The following is a 1,285-nucleotide window of genomic DNA, read 5'->3' on the forward strand; positions in this document are numbered from 1 at the left end:
CGCTCGGCGGGCCGCGGCGGTCCGTCACCGCGGTGCAGGGCGCCGCGTCGCCGGTCACCACGGCGCCGATCGTCCGGGGCTTCTGCGCGGGACCGAGGAAGTCGTCCGGCGCTCCGGGCGGGGCGGGCTCGGACCGCGAGACGGCGAACCGGCTCGCGGCGCCCATGACGTCGCCGTCGAGCTGGCCGTAGAGGAAACCGCGCAACGCGAGTGTCGTCGCGACCCCGATGACGGCGGCGACGAGTGCGAGCAGCAGCAGGACGGTCGCGACCAGCCGGGCGCGCAACGTCCGGCCGCGATCGGTCACCCGGGCCATGTCGTCGTCATGCGGGGACGGCGGGCTTCAGGACGTACCCGGCCCCACGCACGGTGTGGATCATGGGTGAGCGGCCGACGTCGATCTTCTTGCGCAGGTAGGACACGTACAGCTCGACGACGTTGGACTGGCCCCCGAAGTCGTAGTGCCACACCCGGTCCAGGATCTGCGCCTTGGACAGCACCCGCTTGGGGTTGCGCATCAGGAAGCGGAGCAGCTCGAACTCGGTGGCGGTGAGCTCGACGTCCGCACCGCCGCGGCGGACCTCGTGCGAGTCCTCGTCGAGCACCAGGTCGCCGACGACGAGCTCGGAACCCTGCCGCGCCGCCGTCATCCCCGCGCGGCGCAGCAACCCGCGCAGCCGGGCGACCAGCTCCTCGAGGCTGAACGGCTTCGTGACGTAGTCGTCCCCGCCCGCCGTCAGCCCCGCCACCCGGTCCTCGACGGCGTCCTTGGCGGTGAGGAACAGGACCGGCACCTCGGGGCTGTCCGCGCGGAGCCTGCGCAGCACCTCCAGGCCGTCGAGGTCCGGCAGCATGATGTCGAGGACGACGGCGTCGGGTGTGAAGTCCCGGGCGGTGCGGACGGCGGTGAGCCCGTCCCCCGCGGAACGGACCTCCCAGCCCTCGTAGCGCAGGGCCATCGACAGCAGGTCGGAGAGCGTGGCCTCGTCGTCCACCACGAGGACGCGGACGGGGCTCCCGTCGGCGCGGCGGAGTGGTGCGGACTGGTCGCTCACCTCGGTCATGGTAGGAGACCCTGGACGACCGGGCTGTGCGAGCCGTGGGCGGTTCCTGTGCGCCTCCTGTGCGTTCCGTCCGGGGCCCTGGGCCACGGTTCGATCACGCTCCGCTCCCGCCCGGCCTCCCCGCCACGCGCTGTACTAGGTTTCGCCGGTGGTCGCGGAGAGATCGCCGGTCCTGGTCGGCGTGGGGCAGGTGCTCGGCAACCGGGACCGCACGGTCGCGG

1 protein-coding gene and 1 pseudogene are annotated in these 1,285 nt (G+C 73.2%); both read right to left on the reverse strand.

What is annotated here, in order from left to right:
• Positions 1–316: pseudogene (locus H5J29_RS33110) on the reverse strand (hypothetical protein); the annotation flags it as partial.
• Positions 317–323: 7 nt separating this feature from the next.
• Positions 324–1,064: a response regulator transcription factor gene (locus H5J29_RS33115; protein ID WP_181784822.1), complete on the reverse strand. Its 741-nt coding sequence runs from the start codon at positions 1,062–1,064 to the stop codon at positions 324–326.
• Between the last annotated feature and the right edge of the window lie 221 nt (positions 1,065–1,285).

Source organism: Pseudonocardia pini (assembly GCF_013870575.1).
GTDB classification, from domain to species: domain Bacteria; phylum Actinomycetota; class Actinomycetes; order Mycobacteriales; family Pseudonocardiaceae; genus Pseudonocardia; species Pseudonocardia pini.